The sequence below is a fragment of the Streptomyces sp. NPDC001070 genome (genome assembly GCF_053598835.1).
Genome location: NZ_JBSFLB010000012.1, coordinates 160,009 through 177,889 on the forward strand (window position 1 = coordinate 160,009; position 17,881 = coordinate 177,889).

Sequence of the window (17,881 nt, forward strand, 5' to 3'; positions counted from 1 at the left end):
CCGCCTGTGCCCCCACGGCGGGCCCGGGCCATGCCCGGGAAGGTACACGCTTGTTCGACGCTTTGCGCCCCCTACTCGGCAGAAGCCTCCCTAAATCCGCATTATCTCCAAACATGGCCGACTTGCGACCGGGTGTGCTTGTTTGAGGCGCCCGGATGCGACGTCTTCCACCCGCCGTGTCAGCCGAAGGCGGCGATGGACTTGTCCGTCAGGTTGGACGAGGCGGAGATGTGGTCGGAGGTCAGGAAGAAGTGGTCCTTGTACAGCCACCAGCCCGAGTCGCTGTCGAGGAACTCGTTCTCCAGATCCTTGCCGCTCTCCGGGAGTTCCATGTACGAGGTGACCTTCCGGGACGCGGGATCGACCCGCACCAGGCGGCCCGGCTTGGCGTAGGTGTTCTTCTGGTAGGCGACGACCTTGCCGTCGCTCACCCCGATGATCTTTACCTCGCGCTCCTGGTCCGGCTTGGCGAGCCACTTCGGCTTGCCGGTGGTGAGATCGATCGCGGCGATCTCGTTCGTCTGGGTGTAGGAGTCGCCGTTGCCCGCGTGGGTCCTGGTCGGCAGGTAGATGGTCGTGCCGTCGATCGCGAAATCGGTGCACCGGTTGTCCTCGCAGCGGATCCGGTACGTGGCGTCCGCGCCGCCGGCGCCCAGCGAGATCCGGCTCTTCATCCTGCCGCCGTCGAGGTACACGATGTCGGACAGCGACACACTGCCGGCCGACAGCCCCACCACCACGGGGTCGGTGGAGATGATGCTGTTCACCTCGCTGCCGCTGGGCACCTGCCACGACCACTGCTTGGCGCCGCTCTCGCTCAGGCCCTGGACGTAGTTGTCACCGCCGTATCCGCCGCACTCGACGACCGCGACCAGCGCGCGACCGCCGTGGTAGCCCTTGTCGGTGCACTGCGAACCGGCCTTGGGCGTCCACAGCACCGCGCCGGTGCTGATCCGGTACGCGACCGAGCCGCCGATCCACGAGACGGCCGCCGTGTCGCCCGTGATGGCGATCTGCGAGAAGCTGTGCCTGGTCTGGCCGTTCTGGCTCGGCAGCTTCTTCGCCCACAGCTGCTTGCCGCGGGCGATGTCGACGGCGATCACGCTGCCGCAGTCGGTGCCGTACTGCAGCACCAGGCGGTCGTTCACCGCCGACTCCGGGCCGGGGCAGGACTCGCCGGACAGCGGGATCGACCAGTTCTCCTTGCCGCTGTCGATGTCGAAGGAGCGCAGCGCGTCCGGCATCGTCTTGACGACCGCGTTGCCGGTGAACCAGGCGTCCGCCACGGGGGCGGTGATCTCGGACTTCGGCGGCCGCACCGCCTGCTTGTCCCACAGCGCGCCGGCCTTCAGGGGGCCGTCGCCGGCGGGCCGGCTGCTACCGCCCTTCGCCGGGGTGTCCGAGGGCGCCTTGTCACCGCCCCTGGTCGCCAGGAAGACACCCGCGCCGACGACCAGGACCGCCGCGATCGCGGCCGCCACGATACCGACCACCTTGCCGTTGCCGCGCCTTGGCGGCTGCGGGTACGGCGGATACGGCTGGTAGCCGTACCCGGGGACCGGTTGGTTCGGCGGCGCCTGGGCGTACGGGTTGGGTCCGTACGGGCCCGGGGGCGGGGGCTGCTGCCCCTGGGGGTAACCGGGCGGCTGGGCGTAGGGGTTGGGCTGCTGAGCCGGGTAACCGTACTGCGGCGGCTGCGGCCCGAATCCGGGCTGGTTGCCGGGAGGAGGCGGCGGCTGCGACATCAGCGGGCACCTTTCGGGCACAGACGCGGAGGCGGACGGTGACCCTCTTTGTACCACCGGGGTCGCACGGTTCCGCCCCCGCGCCGATCGACCGTTACGGCACTGCTACACCTCGTCGGCGAGCTCCAGCCAGCGCATCTCCAGTTCCTCGCGCTCCGCCGCCAGCGAGCGCAGTTCCATGTCGAGTTCGGCCACCTTCTCGAAGTCGGTGGCGTTCTCGGCGATGGCGGCGTGCAGCTTCGACTCCCGCTCGCTGACCTTGTCCAACTGGCGCTCGATGCGCTGCAGTTCCTTCTTGGCCGCACGGCTGTCGCCGCCGCCCTTGGGCTTGGCCGGGGCGGCCGCGGGGGCCGCGGCCTCGACGGCCGCGCGGCGCCGCTCCAGGTACTCGTCGATGCCGCGCGGCAGCATGCGCAGCGTCGCGTCGCCGAGCAGGGCGAAGGTGCGGTCGGTGGTGCGCTCCAGGAAGTAGCGGTCGTGGGAGATGACCACCATCGAGCCGGGCCAGCCGTCGAGCAGGTCCTCCAGCTGGGTCAGGGTCTCGATGTCCAGGTCGTTGGTGGGCTCGTCGAGGAACAGGACGTTGGGCTCGTCCATCAGCAGCCGCAGCAGCTGCAGCCGGCGCCGCTCACCGCCGGACAGGTCGCCGACCGGGGTCCACTGCTTCTCGTTGGTGAAGCCGAACTTCTCGCAGAGCTGGCCCGCCGTCATCTCCCGGCCCTTGCCCAGGTCGACGCGGCCGCGCACCGACTCCACCGCCTGCAGCACCCGCATCGACGGGTCCAGCTCGGCGACCTCCTGCGACAGGTACGCCAGCCGCACGGTCTTCCCGACCACGACCTTGCCGGCCGCCGGCTGCTTCTCGCCGTCGCTCGCGGCGGCGTCCGCGAGCGCCCGCAGCAAGGAGGTCTTGCCCGCGCCGTTGACGCCGACCAGGCCGACCCGGTCGCCGGGGCCCAGTTGCCAGGTCAGGTGCTTCAGCAGCAGCTTGGGGCCGGCCTGCACGGTCACGTTCTCCAGGTCGAAGACCGTCTTGCCCAGCCGGGTCGTCGCGAACTTCATCAGCTCGGCGTTGTCGCGCGGCGGCGGAACGTCGGCGATGAGCTCGTTGGCCGCCTCGATGCGGAAGCGCGGCTTGCTGGTGCGGGCGGGGGCGCCGCGGCGCAGCCAGGCCAGCTCCTTGCGCATCAGGTTCTGCCGCTTGACCTCCTCGGTCGCGGCGATCCGCTCGCGCTCGGCGCGGGCGAAGACGTAGTCGCTGTAGCCGCCTTCGTACTCGTGGACGTCGCCGCGCTGCACGTCCCACATCCGCGTGCAGACCTGGTCCAGGAACCAGCGGTCGTGGGTCACGCACACCAGTGCCGAGCGGCGTGCCCGCAGATGGCCGGCGAGCCAGGAGATGCCCTCGACGTCGAGGTGGTTGGTGGGCTCGTCGAGCACGATCAGGTCCTGCTCGGCGATCAGCAGCTTCGCCAGCGCGATCCGGCGGCGCTCGCCACCGGACAGCGGCCCGATCACCGTGTCGAGTCCCTGCGGGAAGCCGGGCAGGTCCAGCCCGCCGAAGAGCCCGGTCAGCACGTCCCGGATCTTCGCGTCGCCGGCCCACTCGTGGTCCGCGCGGTCGCCGACCACCTCGTGCCTGACGGTGGCCTCCGGGTCCAGGCTGTCGTGCTGGGTCAGCACGCCGAGCCGCAGGCCGGAGGTGTGCGTCACGCGCCCGGTGTCCGGCCCCTCCAGCTTCGCCAGCATCCGGATCAGGGTCGTCTTCCCGTCGCCGTTGCGGCCGACGACACCGATGCGGTCGCCCTCCGATACGCCGAGCGAGATCCCGTCCAGCAGGGTGCGCGTGCCGTACACCTTGCTGACGGACTCGACGTTGACCAGGTTGACGGCCATGGGACTCCTGTCACTACGAAAGAACGACCTCCCAGGGTAGTGCGGGCGCCTCCCGCCCCGGGCACGGCGGCCGCCCCCGGGCACCCGTGCGGGTGGGCCCGGCCGCCTCAGGTGAATCACCAACCGTACACAGCCGCAGGGCAGCACCAGGCCGTGGCCGGGTTCCGCCGCCCGCGCCTCCTCGATCCGGTGGGTGCGAAGGCGCGCGCGGCTGCCGTCCGGGATGCGGCCGGGGAACCGCGTCCCCGGACGGCGCCCGCCCCTGGGGCTCGGGGTACTGGCGGCTGTCCGTCGGCGACTGGCGTGTTCTGTACCGGCCTGACGCCGAGACCGTCACCGTGCTCGTCCTCAAGGTCGGCCGGGGGGGCTGAAGCCCGGCTCAGCCCCTGACGCGGCCCGCCCGTTCGACCAGGGCCCAGCCGGCGGCGGCCATGAGGAGCGCGGCCGGGGCGGTGACCCGGAAGGCCATCAGGGTGGCCGAGTGGCCGTCGAGGAGGCCGCCGAAGCCGACGGCGGACGGGCCGAGGACACCGCCGCCCGTCAGCCAGTGCCCCCGCACGGCCGTCGCCAGCGAGGCCACCCGCGGGAAGCCGGCGTATCGGTCCCGTCGCGGGCGTGGCCGCGGCCGTCTCTCCGGCTGTCATCCCCATACCGGCACGATGCCGCGCCGGGGTGCCGGGGCCGTCAGGTCGCGCGTACTCGACCCGCCCCGGGACAGGGTGGGTACGGGTACTCAGAGCAGGGTCGCGCCCTGCGCGGGGCCAGTGGCGGGCCGTACCGCGCGGCAGGTGCCGGAGGCGGCGAGGGCAGCGGCGACGGCCCGTGCCGACTCGGCGTCCTTGGCGAGGAAGGCGGTGGTGGGACCGGAGCCGGAGACCAGGGCGGCCAGGGCGCCCGCGTCGGTGCCGGCGGCCAGCGTCGCGGCGAGGGACGGGCGCAGGGACAGCGCCGCCGGCTGGAGGTCGTTCGACAGGGCGGCGGCCAGGGCGACGGCGTCACCGGCCCGCAGCGCGCCGAGCAGGGCCGGGGAGGCCTCCGGGTCGGGCACCGGGGCGTCGCCGCGGAGCCGGTCGCACTCGCGGTAGACCTCGGGGGTGGACAGGCCGCCGTCCGCGACGGCGAAGACCCAGTGGAAGGTGCCGCCGGTCTCCAGCGGCTCCAGCAGCTCGCCGCGACCGCGGCCGAGTGCCGCGCCGCCGACCAGGCTGAAGGGGACGTCGCTGCCGAGCTCGGCGCAGATCGCCAGCAGTTCCTCGCGGCTCGCGCCGGTGCCCCACAGCGCGTCGCAGGCGACCAGCGCGCCCGCCGCGTCGGCGCTGCCGCCCGCCATGCCGCCGGCGACGGGGATGTCCTTGGCGATGTGGATGTGGACGTGCGGGTCCAGGCCGTGCCGCGCGGCCAGCGCGATGGCGGCGCGGGCGGCGAGGTTGCCCGCGTCGACGGGGACCTGGTCGGCGTCCGGGCCGGCGACCGTGATCCGCAGCCCTTCGGCGGGAGCGACGGTGACCTCGTCGTACAGGCCGACGGCCAGGAAGACGTTCGCCAGGTCGTGGAAGCCGTCGGGGCGCGGCCCGCCCACCGCGAGCTGGACATTGACCTTGGCGGGGACGCGGACGGTCACGGACGCGGGTCGGCGGGTCACTTGCGCGGATCTCCTCGATACGTGGGGCATGCGGTGCGGGCACGCGGTGCACGGGGCACGGCGGCGCCCCCATTGTGCCCTCTGCTACCTCCGGGCAGCTCCACCGCGGCCGTGCTCGGCGATCGCCGCGAACTCCTCGACCGTCAGCGACTCCCCCCGCGCCTGCGGCGAGACGCCGGCGGCCACCAGCGCCTCCTCGGCGGCGGCCGCGGAGCCCGCCCAGCCGGCCAGCGCGGCCCTCAGCGTCTTGCGGCGCTGCGCGAAGGCGGCGTCCACCACCGCGAAGACCTGCTCGCGGGTGGCGGTGGTGGCGAGCGGCTCCTTTCGGCGCACGAGCGAGACGAGCCCGGAGTCCACGTTCGGCGCCGGCCAGAAGACGTTGCGGCCGATGGCACCGGCCCGCTTCACCTCCGCGTACCAGGCGGCCTTCACGGACGGCACCCCGTACACCTTGGAGCCGGGACCGGCGGCCAGCCGGTCGGCGACCTCGGACTGGACCATGACCAGCGTGCGCTCGATGCCCGGGAAGGTCGCGAGCATGTGCAGCAGCACCGGGACCGCCACGTTGTACGGCAGGTTGGCCACCAGCGCGGTGGGCGGCGGGCCGGGCAGCTCCTCGACGCGCAGCGCGTCGGAGTGCACGAGCGCGAAGCGGTCGGCCCGGCCGGGCAGGCGCGCGGCGACGGTCGAGGGGAGTGCGGCGGCGAGGACGTCGTCGATCTCGACGGCGGTGACGTGCTTCGCCACCTCCAGCAGCGCCAGTGTGAGCGAGCCGAGTCCGGGGCCGACCTCGACGACCACGTCCTCGGGCCCGACGTCCGCGGTGCGCACGATGCGGCGCACGGTGTTCGCGTCGATGACGAAGTTCTGACCGCGCTGCTTCGTGGGGCGCACGCCCAGCGCGGCGGCCAGCTCGCGGATGTCGGCGGGGCCGAGCAGCGCGTCGTCGGCGGGCCCGGAGTGGTCGGTGGTGCTCACCGCTCAAGGGTATCCGGGCCGGCCGGGGCTCCCGCGGGCTACGAGTAGAGCCTGCGGCCGCAGACCGGCCAGGGGCTGGCGCCGCGCTGGATGTAGAGGCGCTTGGCGCGGTAGGTCTGCTCCTTGGCGGAGGCGTCCTGTGGGCGGCCTCGGCCGCCCAGGTTGCGCCAGGTGCGCCGGTCGAACTGGTAGAGGCCGCCGTAGGTGCCGGAGGCGTCCACCGCGTTCGGTCTGCCGCCGGCCTCGCACTGGGCGAGGGCCTTCCAGTTGAGGTGGTCGGCTCCCTCGACGCTGTCGGGGAGCCGCTTGGTACCGACGCGCTCGATCTGCCGCACGGGCTCGCGCAGCAGCTTCTCGGCGAGGCGGCGCGGCTTCTGCCGTACGCCGTCGACCGTGCGGTACGCGTACGTGACGCGGCGCAGCCCGTTCCTGCCCCGGGTGTCGACGGCGGTGGTGCCCTCGAAGAGCGAGGGGTCCTCCGTCCGCTCGACGGGGAAAGGCACCGGCTCCTCGTGGATCTCGTCGTGGCCCCGGATACGCATGACGGAGATCGTCTGGCCCTCGCGCGGGAAGCTGTCGGGGTCGACGGAGGTGGCGTCGAGGCCGTGCAGCTCGATGCCGGCGTCGCGCAGCGCCTCGCCGACCGTGGCCGCGTTGGTGCTGACCGGCCGTTCGCGGCCGTCGACCAGGAAGGTCACCTGACGCTCGGTGCGGACGTCCAGCTCCAGCCCGTGCCGCCCGATCGGCTCACCGCGGGAGGCCGACAGGTACGCGCCGTCGGCGCGCACGCCGAGCTGGCGCAGGGCGTCGTCGACGGTGCCGGCCGTGGTCCAGATGCGCCGGGGCCGGCCGTCGAGGGTGAGGGCGACGGGGCGGCCGAAGCGGACGGCGACCGTGTCGCCGTCGTGCAGCGCGGCGTCGGGTCCGGGGGCGACGATGTCGTGGTCGCCGACCTGGATGCCCTGGCGCCGCAGCAGCTCCTCGACGCTCCCCGCGAAGGTGTGCAGGGTGCGCGGCTGTCCGTCGACGCTCAGCTGCACGGCCTTGCCGCCGGCGAGGTAGGCGGTGCTGCCGCCCGCCAGGCACGCCACGACCAGGGCCCGGGGCAGCAGCCTGCTCAGGGCGTCGGGGCGGCGCGCGGCGCGCCTGCGCCGGGCGGCAGCCCGTCCGGGACCCGGTTCGGCGTCCCCGGCGGCAGGGGCCCGGTCCGGCGTCCCGCGGTACGGGCGGTCCGCGTACGACCGCGCTCCGGCCTGCTTCGTGTCCGCGTTGCTCATGTCGCTCACGGCGTACCTCCGGCCCGGTCCGATCGGACCGAACCGGGACCATAGCGGAGGATTCGCCACTCTCCCAAGCCGTCCGGTCACGCCGTGTCGCCGCCCGGGATCCCGCTCCGTCCCTCGCGGCCGTGGTCAGCCCGCCCTTCGCCGTCCCCGGCGCCGCCGCCGCACACCGCCGGACGTCCGGAATCGGACACCCGGCGTTAGGCCGACCGCGCGACGGCGCGTGGCGCCCCGTCAGTAGCCGAAGACGCGGGCCGTGTTGGCCCCGATGGCCGCCGCCAGTTCGTCCTCCCCGGCCCCCCGGACCGCGGCCATGGCCCGCACCGTGACCGGGATCAGGTACGGGGCGTTGGGGCGGCCGCGGTGGGGGACGGGGGTGAGGAAGGGAGCGTCGGTCTCGACCAGGAGAAGCTCGGCGGGGGCGACGGCGACCGCGTCGCGCAGTTCCTGGGCCGACTTGTAGGTGACGTTGCCGGCGAAGGACATGTAGTAGCCCTTGTCGGCGCAGAGCTTGGCCATCTCCGCGTCGCCGGAGTAGCAGTGGAAGACGACGGTGCCGGGCGCCCCCTCCTCGTCGAGGATGCGCAGTACGTCGGCGTGGGCCTCGCGGTCGTGGATGACCAGCGCCTTGCCGTGCCGCTTGGCGATGTCGATGTGGCGGCGGAACGAGTAGTGCTGGGCCTCCACCCCCTCGGGGCCCGTACGGAAGTAGTCCAGCCCGGTCTCGCCTACGCCGCGCACCTGCGGCAGCGCGGCGAGGGTGTCGATCTCCGCGAGGGCGGCGTCCAGCGCGGGCATGCCGCCCGGCTCGCGGGCGCCCTGCCGGGACCGATTGTCGGGATCCCCGTGGACGATCCTGGGGGCCTCGTTGGGGTGCAGGGCGACGGCCGCCCAGACGTTGCCGTACGCCCCTGCGGTGCGCGCAGCCCAGTGGGAGCCGTTCACGTCGCAGCCGACCTGGATCACGGTCGTCACACCGACGGACGCCGCCTTCGCCAGCGCCTCCTCGACACCGCCCTCCTGCATGTCGAGGTGGGTGTGCGAGTCCGCCACCGGGACCGCGAGGGGCTCGGGGAGGGGAGGGGCGGCGGACGCGTCCTTCTTCGGACGCCGGCTCTGGCTCTGCTCGGGCATGCCCCAGATCCTAGGCGGGCGGCGGTGGGGCTACGCGGTGTCCCTCCTGCGGTGCAGCAGGTTGCGGGGCGACCAGTGCCGGGCCCGGCGCTCGGCGCCCTCCACGGCGGACGAGGCCGCCACCCGGCGCACGTCGGAGGCGGGCGGCAAGGGGCCCGCGGCCGCGGTGGTCGACCAGGACCCGGCGACATCGGAGACCTGTCCGGCCCGCATGATGCGGACCTTGTGGCTCTCGCACTCCAGGCACGTCGGCCGGGTCAGCGGGGACGGCACACGCTTGCCGTCCGCCATGTACCAGACGACCTCGTGCCCCTGCGCGTCGACGTGATGCTCGATCTCGTACGCCTGCTCCCATCCGCGCCCGCAGCTGATGCAGACGAAGGCGTACTCCTCACGAACCGTGCCATCGGTTCCGATGGTCTCGCTCATGGCAGCTCCTGTTGCCCTCCGGACGAGGCGTCCGGAGCGGGACTTCCACTGTCAGCGAACGCCCGGGTGGGCGTCGGCGATAGCGGGGGTGCCCTTTCTTGAGCCAGTTTTGGGGTGTGTGTGACACGGGGCCGACGACGCGGCCCAGGTTTTTCCCTCTCCCACGATAGGACTTTGCCCGGTGCCGTGTTTACCCGTTTGTGGGATGGTTCGCGGCGTGCTTGGCGGACACCACGGCGTCGAAGACCTCCCGCTTGGGCAGCCCCGCCTCCGCGGCGACGGCCGCGATCGCCTCCTTGCGGCGCTCACCCGCCTCCTCACGGACCCGCACCCGGCGCACCAGCTCGGCGGGGTCGAGCTCCTGGGGGCCGGTCTCCGGGGCGCCCTCGACGACGATCGTGATCTCCCCGCGCACCCCCTCGGCGGCCCATGCCGCCAGCTCCTTCAGGGGGCCGCGCCGGACCTCCTCGTAGGTCTTGGTGAGCTCTCGGCAGACGGCGGCCCGGCGTTCCGCGCCGAACGCCTCCGCCATCGCCGTGAGGGTCTCGGCGAGGCGGTGCGGGGCCTCGAAGTAGACCAGGGTGCGCTTCTCCGCGGCGGCCTCGCCCAGCCTGGCCCGTCGCTCGCCGGCCTTGCGGGGCGGGAAGCCCTCGAAGCAGAAGCGGTCGACGGGCAGGCCGCTGAGGGCGAGCGCGGTCAGCACGGCGGACGGCCCGGGGACGGCCGTCACCCGGATGTCGCGCTCCACGGCCGCCGCGACCAGCCGGTAGCCGGGGTCGGACACCGAGGGCATCCCGGCGTCGGTGACGAGCAGCACCCGGGCGCCCTCCTCCAGGGCCTCCACCAGTTCCGGGGTGCGGGCCGACTCGTTGCCCTCGAAGTACGACACGACCCGGGCGGTGGTGGTCACGCCCAGGGCCTGGGTGAGCCTGCGCAGCCGCCGGGTGTCCTCGGCGGCGATCACGTCGGCCCCGGCCAGCTCTGCGGAGAGCCGGGGCGGGGCGTCGGCGACGTCGCCGATGGGGGTCCCTGCGAGTACGAGTACGCCTGCGGCCGGTCCTGCGGAGTTGGTCACCGCCCCAGTCTCCCACCCGCGGCGGTCACCCGGCCGGGTGCGCGGACTGTCGTACGGTGCGGGGCGACCGGGCCCCGGCGGGTACTCCGGCCGCCCCGCACGTACCCCCGGTTGGCCCGGTCCTCAGCACATACACATGCGGCTTCCCTACGATGGCCCGGTGACGAGTGACACCGCGACGCACGCGCACCGGGTCGAGGACGTCCCCGAGGCGGCGGAGCAGAGCCCCTGGCAGCGGCAGCTGCGCCGCTTCGGCTACGCCGACCGCCCGCGTTCCGATGTGCGCGAGCGCCTGGTCCCCCCGTTCCCCGAGCCGGGGACGCGGGCCTGGGCGGCGCTCGGCATGGGCCCGGCGTCGGCGTACCGGCTGGCCCGCTGGACGGGCTGGGGCGGTCCACTGCTGGTGGCGCTCTTCGCGGGCCTGCTCCGGTTCTGGAACCTGGGCAGCCCGCACGCGGTGATATTCGACGAGACGTACTACGCCAAGGACGCCTGGTCGCTCCTGCAGTACGGCTACGAGGGCAGCTGGCCGGACAAGGCGAACGACCTGATCCTCGCCACCCCGCCGTCCATCCCGCTCTCGGAGGCGCCCTCCTACGTCGTGCACCCCCCGGTCGGCAAGTGGGTGATCGCCGCCGGCGAGTGGATCTTCGGGCTGAACCCCTTCGGCTGGCGCTTCGCGATGGCGGTGCTCGGCACGCTGTCGGTGCTGATGCTCTGCCGGATCGGTCGCCGGCTCTTCCGCTCCACGGCGCTGGGCTGCCTGGCGGGCGGCCTCATGGCCGTCGACGGCCTGCACTTCGTGATGAGCCGCGTCGCCCTGCTCGACCTGGTCGTCATGTTCTGGGTGCTGGCGGCCTTCGGCTGCCTGCTGATCGACCGCGACAAGGCCCGGGCCCGCCTCGCGGCCGCCCTGCCCGAGGGGCGCCCGGACGACCACGTCGCCTCCTTCACGTGGCTGGGCGTCCGTCCGTGGCGGATCGCGGCCGGGATCTGCCTGGGCCTGGCGATCGGCACCAAGTGGAACGGCCTGTACGTGCTGGCCGCCTTCGGCATCCTCACCGTGCTGTGGGACGCCGGTGCCCGCCGGGTCGCCGGTGCCCGCTACCCCCGCCTGACGGCGTTCTGGCTGGACGGGCTGTGGGCGGGCCTGTGCATGGTGGGCACCGCCGTTGTCATCTACCTGCTCTCCTGGCTCGGCTGGTTCACCACCGACAAGGGCTACGACCGCGCCTGGGCCAAGGGCGACGGCGGTTTCCTCTCCGACTCCTGGGCGGCGCTGCGCAGCCTGTGGCACTACGAGTCGCAGGTCTACGACTTCCACGTCAACCTGCACTCCCCGCACACCTACCAGTCCAACCCGTGGAGCTGGCTGGTCCTGGGCCGCCCGGTCTCGTACTTCTACGAGTCGCCCAAGCTCGGCGAGGACGGCTGCACCGCGGCCGGCGGCTGCGCCCGCGAGGTCCTGGGCATCGGCACCCCACTGCTCTGGTGGGCCGGGTGCTTCGCCCTGCTGTACGTCCTGTACCGCTGGGCCTTCCGCCGCGACTGGCGCGCCGGTGCGATCGCCTGCGGCATCGCCGCCGGCTACCTCCCCTGGTTCCTCTACCAGGACCGGACGATCTTCCTCTTCTACGCGGTCGTCTTCCTGCCCTTCCTCTGCCTCGCCCTCGCGATGATGATCGGCGCGATCCTCGGCCCACCGGGGGCGAGCGAACGCCGCCGCATGTGGGGCGCGGTCGGCGCGGGCACCCTCGTCCTGCTGATCGTCTGGAACTTCATCTACTTCTGGCCGCTGTACACCGGCCAGACGATCCCGATGGACGCCTGGCGCGACCGGATGTGGCTCGACACCTGGATCTGACCGGTCCCTTCCGGCGGGCTCCCGGCCCGGTGACCGTTTGCGGAGGTCAGGGCGCAGCCCTAGCGTGGGAGGTCCCGAGGGAAGCCACGTATGTCCGCCCCCGATCGAATCAACGCCGCCCAGGCGTCGGCGCTCGACCGCTCCGGCGCGGCACTGGCGGTGGTGGACGCGGAGGGCACGGTCACCCGGTGGACGGAGGTGGCCCGGCGGCTGCTGGGGTACGCGCCGCAGGACGTCCTCGGCAGGCCGGCGTCGACCCTGCTGGAGCCCGGGGAGGAACCGGACGGCTTCACCGCTGAGTGGGCCGGGTCGGCCGCGCTGCGGCACCGGGACGGCCACCGGCTGACCGTGAACCTGCGGGTGTCCGGGCTGCCGGGGCCGGCGGGGACGGTCGACTGGCTCGTGGCGACGGCCGGGATCGCGCCTTCCGTGCTGGAGTCGGCGGCGGAGCTGAGCCCCTTCCCGATGGCGATCTGGGACGGCGACCTGCGCACCGCCTGGCTGAACCAGGCCCTGGCCGACCTCTTCGGCCTCTCCCGCGAGGAACGCCTCGGCCGGCACCTGGACGAGTCACCGCTCTACGAGAGCGCCGCCCAGGTCAAGGAAGTGCTGCGCGAGGTCCTGGAGAGCGGCGTCCCGGTGGTCGACCGGGAGCTGAGCCAGCTGGACCGGCTGCGTCACCGGGCGTACACGCTCTCCGCCTTCCGGATCGAGGACGTCAGCGACGGCCGGCCCGGCGTCTGCTCGGTCAATGTGGACGTCACCGAGAGCCGCCGGACCAGGGACCGCATGACGGTGCTCGGCCGGGCGGCCACCCGCATCGGGACCCATCTGGACGTGCTGCAGACCGCGCAGGACCTCGCCGACCTGCTGGTGCCGTTGCTCGCGGACTACGCGACGGTCGACCTCGCGGAGTCGGTCCGGCTCGGGGACGCGCCGCTCGCGCGTCTGGGCCCGATGGCGAGCGGCAACGTCCCGGTCTTCCACCGGGCGGGGATGGCCTCGGTCCACGACGACTTCCGGGAGTCGATCTACGCGCGCGGCAGCCCGGTCTTCGTCCCCCCGCGCTCACCGTTCGTCGAGGTGCTGTCCTCCGGCCGGACGTACATGGAGCCGCACCTGAAGTCGGAGTCCGGCAAGTGGCTGGAGGCGGACCCGGAGCGGCTGGAGCGGGTCCGCGCGCTCGGCATGCACAGCCTGCTCGTCCTTCCGGTCCACGCGCGCGACGAGATCCTCGGCGTCGTCGTGCTCGTCCGCAGCAGGAACCCCCTGCCGTTCGACGAGAACGACCGGACGCTCGCGGAGGACCTGGTCAGCCGGGCGGCGCTGAGCCTGGACAACGCCCGGCGCTACACACGCGAGCACACGATGGCCCTGACGCTCCAGCGCAATCTGCTCCCCCGCAATCCGAGCGCCGGGTTCTCCCTGGAGACGATCTGGCGCTACCTCCCGGCGGACACCCAGGACGGCGTGGGCGGCGACTGGTTCGACGTGATCCTGCTGTCCGGCGCCCGGGTGGCCCTGGTCGTCGGGGACGTCGTGGGGCACGGGCTCAACGCCGCGGCGGCCATGGGGCGGATCCGTACGGCCGTGAGCACCCTGGCGGGCCTGGAACTGCCCCCCGACCGGTTGCTCTCCGCCCTGGACGACCTGGTCGTCCGGCTGGGTTCCGAGGACTCCGACGAGGTGTCGCCTGCCACCGGGATCCTCGGCGCGACCTGTCTGTACGCGGTCTACGACCCCACCTGCGGGCACCTCACCGCGGCCCGGGCCGGACATCCGCCGCCGGCGATCGTCGCCCCGGACGGCACGGTCACCTTCCCCGACGTCCCCTCCGGTGCCCCGCTCGGCGTGGGGCTGCGGTCCTTCGCCTCGGTCGACCTGCTGCTGCCCCCGGGGAGCGTGATCGCGCTGTACACCGACGGGCTCGTCGAGACCCGGGACGGTGACATCGACGACGGGCTGGAGCGCCTGCGGTGCGCGCTCACCCGGCCGCCGGGCACCTCACTGGAGGACCTGTGCGCCGCGGTGGTCGACCTGCTGCCCAAGAGCGGACAGGACGACGACGTCGCACTGCTGCTCGCCAGGACCTGCCGGCTGAGCCCCGACCGCGTGTTCGGCCGCGAGATGCCCGCCGATCCGGCCGCGGTCGCGGGCGTGCGCGCCGAGGCGGCCCGGCAGCTGTCCGAGTGGGGCCTCGGCCGGGTGCGGGCGGCCGCCGAGCAGATCGTCGGGGAGCTGCTGGCCAACGCCGTCCGGTACGGGAACGGGCCCGTCCGGCTAAGGCTGATCCGGCACATGAAGCTGGCCTGCGAGGTCTTCGACACCAGCCCGGGGCCGCCGTTGCCGCGCCACCCGGAAGCGACCGACGAGGGCGGCCGCGGACTCGTGCTCGTCGCGGAGCTGTGCACCCGGTGGGGCGTCCGCCGGACCGGGGACGGCAAGATCGTCTGGGCGGAGCTGGCCCTCCTGGACTCGGAGCGGCTCCCGCCCGGGCCGGAGAAGTGACCCCGCCGCACCGGACGGTTGCGAGAGATCTCGACCAGCGCGCATTCCCCGTCGATGGGAAGCGCGTTCCGAAGCTGTGACCCGATAGAGCACCTGTGTCTTTCCCCGTCCCGTAGAGTGCGCTTGCAGGACCATTTTTTGAACGCGTTCAGGAGGATCACGGGGAGGGTCGGTGCCATGCGCCGAGGAATGAAACTGGGGATCATCGGCACGCTGTTCGCGGGGCTGGTGGGAACCGCGGGGTACGGGGCGTACAACATCTATGACGGCCTGTCCGGGGGCGGAGGCCTCTCCGCGCAGGCCGCCCCCGTGGAGACCGGGCCGCCGACGGCGGCGGAGGTGAAGAAGACCGCGGCGGACTTCCTTGCCGCGTGGGCCAAGGGGGACACCGCGGCGGCGGGGGCGCTCACCAACGACGCCGCGACGGCCTCCGAGGAACTGTCCGGGTACCGGCAGAAAGCGCATGTCTCCCGCGTGCGCCTGACGCCCGGCGCGGCCCAGGGCGACCTGGTGCCCTTCAAGGTCGTGGCCACGCTCTCCTACAAGGGCAGGTCCTCCACCTGGTCGTACTCCTCGGCCCTCACCGTCTTCCGCGGCGAGACCACCCATCGCCCCCTGGTCGACTGGAAACCCGCGGTGATGCACCCCAAGCTGACGGAGGGCCAGTCACTGGAGACCGGCGAGGCCGCGTCGCCGCCGATCATCGTCGTCGACCGGAACGGCAGGGAGCTGGACGCCGGCAAGTACCCGTCACTGGCGTCGGTGCTGCCGCAACTGCGCGAGCGCTACGGCGCCAAGCTGTCCGGCGGCAAGCCGGGCATCGAGACCTGGGTGGACGGCGGCGACGGTCCCGGGCAGACGCTGCACGTGATCACGAAGGGCACGCCCGCGAAGCTCCCCACCACCCTGGACGCGCGCCTCCAGACCGCCGCCGAGCAGGCGGTGAAGAGGAGGAGCCAGTCCTCGGTGGCCGCGGTCAAGGCCGGTACGGGCGAGATCCTGGCGTTCGCCAACAACCCGGCGACCGACAACAACAACGCCTTCAACGCCCAGGTCGCCCCCGGTTCCACCTTCAAGGTCGTCACCGCCACCGCGCTGCTGGAGAAGGGCGTGTCCCCGGGCACGCCCGCGCCGTGCCCGGCGACCGCCAACTACAACAACGGCAAGATGTTCCACAACGTGGAGAGCTCCTCCGACCCGTCGGCGACCTTCCAGCGGGACTTCGCGATCTCCTGCAACACCGGATTCATCAAGCTCGCCGGCCACCTCAGCGAGTCCTCGGTCCCCTCGGTCGCCCAGCGCTACTACGGCTTCGGCCAGACCTGGAACGTCGGCGTCCCGGCCTGGGACGGCCGCGTCCCAGGCGGAAGCGGCGACGAGATGACCGAGGAGATGATCGGCCAGGGCCAGATCCAGATGAGCCCGCTCAACATGGCCTCCATAGCCGCCACCGTGCAGAACGGCGTCTTCCGTCAGCCCCGGCTGGTGGCGGCCGGTCTGATCGACGGTTCGCTCGCGAAGGCGCAGACCGGCCTGCCGTCCGGTGTGCGGAGCAGCCTCAAGTCGATGATGCGGCTCACCGCGTCGAGTGGTACCGCGTCCGGCGCGATGCGCGGGGTCTACGGGGACGTCGGCGCCAAGACCGGCTCCGCCGAGGTCGGTGACCAGCAGCAGCCCAACGGATGGTTCGTCGCCTACCGCGGCGACGTCGCGGCCGGCGGAATGGTCCTGGAGGGCGGCCACGGCGGCGACTCGGCGGGTCCCATCGTGGCCTCGGTGCTCAAGGCCACGTCGTGACCCGGGCGTCGGCCACGCCCAAATGGCTTGGCGCCCCGCCCCCGCCGGGGGCTAGCGTGCCGGTCATGTCGACTTCAGCTACCGCTCACCCCCGGTTCGCGGAGGCGCTCACCGCGCTGGGGCTCCAGGTCCCCGTGCGCGCCTTCCCGGACGCGACCCGCACCGCGGCGCAGGCCGCCGAGGCGATCGGCTGCGAACTCAGCCAGATCGTCAAGTCGCTGATCTTCGCGGCGGACGGGGTCCCGGTGCTGGTGCTGATGGACGGCGCCTCCCGGGTCGACGTGGAACTGGTCCGGGCCGAACTGGGCGCCACGGAGGTGCGGCGGGCCGACGCGGACCTGGTGCGCGAGACCACGGGGTACGCCATCGGCGGCGTGCCCCCCTTCGGGCACCGGACGCGGACCACCGTCCTCGCCGACCGGCGGCTGCTGGAGCACGAGACCGTGTGGGCGGCCGCCGGCACCCCGCACACCGTCTTCCCGATGGCGCCCGCCGACCTGGTGAAGCACGCCGGAGCGACCCTCGCCGACGTCCGCGAACGCACCGCGTGACACCCCTGATAGCGGCGGCCGTCCTGCTCGCGGCGGTCACCCACGCCGCATGGAACGCCATCGCGCACGGCATCAAGGACCAGCTCGTCGCGTTCACCCTGGTCGGGGGCGGCGGAGCGATCTGCGGCGCACTGATCGCCGCGTTCGCGCCGCTGCCCTCGTCGGGGGCCTGGCCGTACCTGATCGCGTCGGTGGCGATCCACATGGCCTACATGTACCTGCTGATGAAGTCCTTCACGCTGGGCGACTTCGGGCAGGTCTACCCCATCGCGCGGGGTGTCGCCCCCATGGTCGTGACGGTGCTGGCGGCCGTCTTCGTGGGCGAGGTGCCGGACGCCCTGCAGACCGCGGGCGTCCTCGTCGCCTCCGCCGGGCTCGGGGGCGCCGCGCTGTGGGGGATGCGCGGCCGCCGCAAGGACTGGCCGGCGGTCGGTGCGGCCCTGGGCACCGGCCTCACGATCGCGGCGTACACCGTGGTCGACGGCGTCGGCGTCCGTGCCTCGGGCTCCGCCCCGGGGTACGTCGCGTGGCTCCTGCTCATCCAGGGCACCCTGCTCGCCGCCTGCGCCCTGGCACTGCGCCGCGGAGCCCTCCTCGCGGAGCTCCGCCCGGTCGCCGCCCGGGGGTTGCTCGGCGGGGTCCTCTCGATGTCCGCGTACGGACTCGTCCTGTGGGCCCAGACCCGGGGCGCCCTCGCGCCGATCGCGGCCCTGCGGGAGACCTCGATCATCGCGGGGGCGGTGATCGGGGCGGTCTTCTTCAAGGAACGGCTCGGACGCACCCGTATCGTCGCGGCGCTGGTGGTTGTGGCCGGGATCAGCTTGATGCTGCACGCGTAGCGGGGGCCGGTTGTCGTGTGCGGCGCCGCTGTGGTTGTTCTGTTGCGGCTTTCTCCCCCGCCCTCCCGCCTCCCCAGCCGAAGGTTGGGGGAGGCGGGAGGGCGGGTGGACGCCCGCCGCAGGCGCAAACACCCCGCACA

15 protein-coding genes are annotated in these 17,881 nt (G+C 73.2%); 6 read left to right on the top strand and 9 right to left on the bottom strand.

The genetic code is table 11. The features are described from left to right. Positions 1-179: 179 nt before the first annotated feature. Positions 180-1,745, bottom strand: coding sequence for an outer membrane protein assembly factor BamB family protein (locus tag ACWDAS_RS17080; RefSeq protein WP_450391018.1), 1,566 nt, complete (start codon positions 1,743-1,745; stop codon positions 180-182). 105 nt (positions 1,746-1,850) lie between these two features. Beyond that, positions 1,851-3,641 carry an ABC-F family ATP-binding cassette domain-containing protein gene (locus ACWDAS_RS17085; protein ID WP_450391021.1) on the bottom strand — a complete coding sequence of 597 codons (1,791 nt, stop codon included), beginning with the start codon at positions 3,639-3,641 and terminating at the stop codon, positions 1,851-1,853. Between the two features lie 92 nt (positions 3,642-3,733). Here ACWDAS_RS17085 and ACWDAS_RS17090 point away from each other — a divergent pair, with 92 nt between their 5' ends. Further along, positions 3,734-4,012 carry a type II toxin-antitoxin system RelE family toxin gene (locus ACWDAS_RS17090; RefSeq protein WP_450391024.1) on the top strand — a complete coding sequence of 93 codons (279 nt, stop codon included), beginning with the start codon at positions 3,734-3,736 and terminating at the stop codon, positions 4,010-4,012. Between the two features lie 8 nt (positions 4,013-4,020). Here the strand turns inward: ACWDAS_RS17090 and ACWDAS_RS17095 are convergent, their stop codons facing one another. The 7 genes from ACWDAS_RS17095 to rsmI all read right to left on the bottom strand — a co-directional run bounded on the left by ACWDAS_RS17095 (position 4,021) and on the right by rsmI (position 10,182). Then, positions 4,021-4,221, bottom strand: coding sequence for a hypothetical protein (locus tag ACWDAS_RS17095; protein WP_450391027.1), 201 nt, complete (start codon positions 4,219-4,221; stop codon positions 4,021-4,023). 153 nt (positions 4,222-4,374) lie between these two features. Next, on the bottom strand, positions 4,375-5,313 hold the full coding sequence (locus tag ACWDAS_RS17100; protein WP_450391030.1) for a 4-(cytidine 5'-diphospho)-2-C-methyl-D-erythritol kinase: 939 nt from the start codon (positions 5,311-5,313) through the stop codon (positions 4,375-4,377). A 54-nt stretch (positions 5,314-5,367) separates the two neighbouring features. Continuing rightward, positions 5,368-6,261, bottom strand: a complete 894-nt coding sequence (gene rsmA / locus ACWDAS_RS17105; protein ID WP_450391033.1) for a 16S rRNA (adenine(1518)-N(6)/adenine(1519)-N(6))-dimethyltransferase RsmA — start codon at positions 6,259-6,261, stop codon at positions 5,368-5,370. A 38-nt stretch (positions 6,262-6,299) separates the two neighbouring features. Continuing rightward, positions 6,300-7,538 (bottom strand): ubiquitin-like domain-containing protein, encoded by a 1,239-nt coding sequence (locus ACWDAS_RS17110; protein WP_450391036.1) that lies wholly within the window; start codon positions 7,536-7,538, stop codon positions 6,300-6,302. 240 nt (positions 7,539-7,778) lie between these two features. Next, positions 7,779-8,678, bottom strand: coding sequence for a TatD family hydrolase (locus ACWDAS_RS17115; protein ID WP_450391039.1), 900 nt, complete (start codon positions 8,676-8,678; stop codon positions 7,779-7,781). A 30-nt stretch (positions 8,679-8,708) separates the two neighbouring features. After that, the gene (locus tag ACWDAS_RS17120) at positions 8,709-9,107 is read right to left on the bottom strand and encodes a hypothetical protein (RefSeq protein ID WP_450391041.1); all 399 of its coding nucleotides are present in this window, start codon (positions 9,105-9,107) and stop codon (positions 8,709-8,711) included. Positions 9,108-9,297: 190 nt separating this feature from the next. Further along, on the bottom strand, positions 9,298-10,182 hold the full coding sequence (rsmI, locus tag ACWDAS_RS17125; RefSeq protein ID WP_450391042.1) for a 16S rRNA (cytidine(1402)-2'-O)-methyltransferase: 885 nt from the start codon (positions 10,180-10,182) through the stop codon (positions 9,298-9,300). Between the two features lie 160 nt (positions 10,183-10,342). Here rsmI and ACWDAS_RS17130 point away from each other — a divergent pair, with 160 nt between their 5' ends. The 5 genes from ACWDAS_RS17130 (at position 10,343) to ACWDAS_RS17150 (ending at position 17,741) form a co-directional block, all read left to right on the top strand. Continuing rightward, positions 10,343-12,046 carry a dolichyl-phosphate-mannose--protein mannosyltransferase gene (locus ACWDAS_RS17130; protein ID WP_450391045.1) on the top strand — a complete coding sequence of 568 codons (1,704 nt, stop codon included), beginning with the start codon at positions 10,343-10,345 and terminating at the stop codon, positions 12,044-12,046. Positions 12,047-12,136: 90 nt separating this feature from the next. After that, positions 12,137-14,554 carry a SpoIIE family protein phosphatase gene (locus tag ACWDAS_RS17135; RefSeq protein WP_450391048.1) on the top strand — a complete coding sequence of 806 codons (2,418 nt, stop codon included), beginning with the start codon at positions 12,137-12,139 and terminating at the stop codon, positions 14,552-14,554. A 177-nt stretch (positions 14,555-14,731) separates the two neighbouring features. Continuing rightward, positions 14,732-16,351, top strand: coding sequence for a penicillin-binding transpeptidase domain-containing protein (locus tag ACWDAS_RS17140; RefSeq protein ID WP_450391051.1), 1,620 nt, complete (start codon positions 14,732-14,734; stop codon positions 16,349-16,351). 65 nt (positions 16,352-16,416) lie between these two features. Then, complete coding sequence (locus tag ACWDAS_RS17145; protein WP_450391053.1) at positions 16,417-16,902, top strand: YbaK/EbsC family protein; 486 nt, start codon at positions 16,417-16,419, stop codon at positions 16,900-16,902. Next, positions 16,899-17,741, top strand: a complete 843-nt coding sequence (locus tag ACWDAS_RS17150) for an EamA family transporter (RefSeq protein ID WP_450391056.1) — start codon at positions 16,899-16,901, stop codon at positions 17,739-17,741. Before ACWDAS_RS17145 ends, ACWDAS_RS17150 begins: the two co-directional genes overlap by 4 nt. Positions 17,742-17,881: the final 140 nt, after the last annotated feature.

Excerpts from the sequence above, each read along its gene's own strand:
- ACWDAS_RS17100 (WP_450391030.1), bottom strand. The coding sequence starts at position 5,313 with ATGCCCCACGTATCGAGGAGATCCGCGCAAGTGACCCGCCGACCCGCG.
- ACWDAS_RS17140 (WP_450391051.1), top strand. The coding sequence starts at position 14,732 with ATGCGCCGAGGAATGAAACTGGGGATCATCGGCACGCTGTTCGCGGGG.
- ACWDAS_RS17120 (WP_450391041.1), bottom strand. The coding sequence starts at position 9,107 with ATGAGCGAGACCATCGGAACCGATGGCACGGTTCGTGAGGAGTACGCC.
- ACWDAS_RS17085 (WP_450391021.1), bottom strand. The coding sequence starts at position 3,641 with ATGGCCGTCAACCTGGTCAACGTCGAGTCCGTCAGCAAGGTGTACGGC.
- ACWDAS_RS17110 (WP_450391036.1), bottom strand. The coding sequence starts at position 7,538 with ATGAGCAACGCGGACACGAAGCAGGCCGGAGCGCGGTCGTACGCGGAC.
- ACWDAS_RS17080 (WP_450391018.1), bottom strand. The coding sequence starts at position 1,745 with ATGTCGCAGCCGCCGCCTCCTCCCGGCAACCAGCCCGGATTCGGGCCG.
- ACWDAS_RS17135 (WP_450391048.1), top strand. The coding sequence starts at position 12,137 with ATGTCCGCCCCCGATCGAATCAACGCCGCCCAGGCGTCGGCGCTCGAC.
- ACWDAS_RS17115 (WP_450391039.1), bottom strand. The coding sequence starts at position 8,678 with ATGCCCGAGCAGAGCCAGAGCCGGCGTCCGAAGAAGGACGCGTCCGCC.
- ACWDAS_RS17145 (WP_450391053.1), top strand. The coding sequence starts at position 16,417 with ATGTCGACTTCAGCTACCGCTCACCCCCGGTTCGCGGAGGCGCTCACC.